The organism is Bacteroides sp. OM05-10AA (assembly GCF_003439055.1).
GTDB classification, from domain to species: Bacteria; Bacteroidota; Bacteroidia; order Bacteroidales; family Bacteroidaceae; genus Bacteroides; species Bacteroides intestinigallinarum.
Genome location: NZ_QSUR01000082.1, coordinates 1736 through 2817 on the forward strand (window position 1 = coordinate 1736; position 1082 = coordinate 2817).

The 1082-nt window shown below is 36.5% G+C and carries 2 protein-coding genes; both read right to left on the reverse strand.

What is annotated here, in order from left to right:
- Nucleotides 1-32: 32 nt before the first annotated feature.
- Nucleotides 33-623: a hypothetical protein gene (locus DXB58_RS27505; RefSeq protein WP_008670455.1), complete on the reverse strand. Its 591-nt coding sequence runs from the start codon at nucleotides 621-623 to the stop codon at nucleotides 33-35.
- Nucleotides 624-892: 269 nt separating this feature from the next.
- On the reverse strand, nucleotides 893-1082 hold a 190-nt coding region (locus DXB58_RS28310), incomplete at its 5' end, for a hypothetical protein (protein ID WP_220396346.1).

Here is a 1082-nt window from a genome sequence, read left to right on the forward strand (position 1 = left end):
GCGACCAAACGGCAGCTTCACTCAATGGAGTGTTACAGTTCATCAAAACCAAGTGATAACTGTCGTTTCTCTGCTTCTTCTTTCTTTTGGGCAGCTAAAGTCTTTTTCCGAACGTATGTTTTTGTAAATGAAACCCTATCCCCATTAAAGACAATCAACGGATTAATGAACCAATTATATTCGTTTGGACCTCTTGCTATGATTTCACTTTGTACGAGCTCTGCCAATCCTTTGTATATGGCTTTGTCTGATTTGTATTGGGTGTATTCTAAGCATTTTCGCCTATCGAAAATTATCATATCATTCTTAGGCTTCATGCAAGTTAGAATATACCCGAAAACCCGAATAGCTGATTGTGATAGATTGAAAAAAGCGGCAAAATTCGCAAGGTATAGTTTTGCAAATTGCTCTTCATCTACTTCTATTTGTCGGATAAACGAGGTTTTGAATACTTCTCCTGTATCTGTATCAGCAACAGCAACTACAGCTTTTTTATCACTTCCCGTACTACTTTTGTATTTCTTAACAACGTGATTTTCAATCCCTTCAATTGCTTGTTTCATAAAGGGGTTTTCTTCGTTTTTTTGAAAATCGGTTAATTTGAGTACTTTCTTATTTTCCATAAACATTCTATTTAGGCAAATTTGACTTTCTATATATCGGTGAAAAAGTATAATTTGATTTTCCACAAAGGAATATTTAAATTTCCATTAATACAATAAAAAAGCAAAATATATTTTCCTTTTTAACATCTAATAGGAAAGAGTGACTTTCTAATATGGAAAATCAGATTTTCCAATATGGAAAATACCCTATATTGAGTATCAACTACTTAACTTATTCTATTTCTTAAGTTCTTATTATACCCTAAAAACGGCATATAATCAACTACTTAAAAAATCATCGGTCGGGGAGCGCCCAGCGGCAAGGGGCGGGACCACCCGTCCCGACGAGCGCCCACACCATAAACTTTTTTTCGAATAAGCACACAACCGTTTTTCGAACCCTGCAAAATTTCTTCCGAACCCGAACGGCGTAACACTCCATTGAGTGAAGCTGCCGTTTGGTCGCTCCCCCTTTGG

Excerpts from the sequence above, each read along its gene's own strand:
- DXB58_RS27505 (WP_008670455.1), bottom strand. The coding sequence starts at position 623 with ATGGAAAATAAGAAAGTACTCAAATTAACCGATTTTCAAAAAAACGAA.